The sequence below is a fragment of the Streptomyces sp. NPDC021562 genome (assembly GCF_040640875.1).
In the GTDB taxonomy this organism is placed as follows: Bacteria; Actinomycetota; Actinomycetes; order Streptomycetales; family Streptomycetaceae; genus Streptomyces.
Map to the genome: position 1 here is coordinate 1 of NZ_JBFACN010000097.1, position 1,301 is coordinate 1,301.

Genomic DNA, 1,301 nt, shown 5'->3' on the forward strand with positions numbered 1-1,301 from the left:
AGTGAAAATGCGATTGGCCTTTTTGTTGAACAAAAAGCGAAATGGCAGCTATGAAACTCCTTATGGTACTTTTCTAATGGTGACAGATACAAAGCGGCTAGGCATGGAAAAAGAAGCACATAGTCCATCAGGGCTTATTGATATATTGTATGATTTAAATACGAATGGCAATAAAAATGGAACCTATCATATGACAATTAATTTTAAGGAGGAGACAGTACAAGCATGAATATTGTAGATCAAATAAAAGAAAAACTGAAGGATGAAATTAAAGCTAGTGTTGTGAAGGCAGGTCTTGCGGAAGAGGCACAAATTCCAGAAGTAATCCTAGAATTACCAAAGGACAAGGCGCACGGGGACTATTCCACAAATATGGCGATGCAGCTGGCAAGAGTGGCAAAAAAAGCGCCAAGAGCAATTGCAGAAGCAATTATCGACAACTTTGACCAAACAAAGGCATCCATTGATAAAGTAGAAATTGCTGGTCCTGGATTCATCAATTTCTATATGAATAACAGCTACTTAGCAGACTTGATTCCGACAATCCTTGAAGCAGGCGATGCTTACGGAGAAACTAGCTTCGGAAATAAGGAAAAGGTGCAAGTTGAGTTTGTATCAGCAAACCCTACTGGAGATCTTCATTTAGGACATGCCAGAGGTGCTGCAGTTGGTGACTCTTTGTGCAATATTCTTGATAAAGCAGGTTATGATGTATCAAGAGAATATTATATCAATGATGCTGGAAACCAGATCAATAACTTAGCGCTATCTGTTGAAGCGCGTTATTTCCAAGCACTTGGTCAAGATAAGGAAATGCCTGCAGACGGCTACCATGGTGAGGACATCATTGGAATCGGTAAGAAGCTTGCAGAAGAATTTGGCGATAAATTTGTGCATGTAGAGGAAAAAGAACGTTTTGATTTCTTCCGTACATATGGACTTAAATACGAAATGGGCAAGCTAAAGCAAGACCTTGAGGATTTCCGTGTTCCGTTTGATGTGTGGTATTCAGAAACGTCTCTTTATGAAAATGGAAAAATTGATGTAGCATTGAACTCATTAAGAGAAAATGGCTATATTTACGAAGAGGATGGAGCAACATGGCTTCGTTCTATGGATTTCGGTGATGATAAAAACCGCGTGCTTATTAAAAATGACGGGTCTTACACATATCTGACTCCAGATATTGCTTATCATAAAGATAAATTGGAAAGAGGCTTTACAAAGCTTATCAACGTTTGGGGTGCTGACCACCACGGCTATATTCCGCGTATGAGAGCAGCTATCCAAGCATTAGGCTA

At 39.5% G+C, this 1,301-nt stretch carries 2 protein-coding genes; both read left to right on the forward strand.

The features are described 5' to 3' along the window. The coding region (locus AB0G52_RS41175; protein ID WP_361344430.1) for a DUF1934 domain-containing protein at positions 1-229 on the forward strand (229 nt) is incomplete at its 5' end. Continuing rightward, positions 226-1,301 (forward strand): arginine--tRNA ligase (gene argS, locus AB0G52_RS41180; RefSeq protein WP_361344433.1); only part of this gene is annotated, 1,076 nt, incomplete at its 3' end. The genes AB0G52_RS41175 and argS, both read left to right, overlap by 4 nt.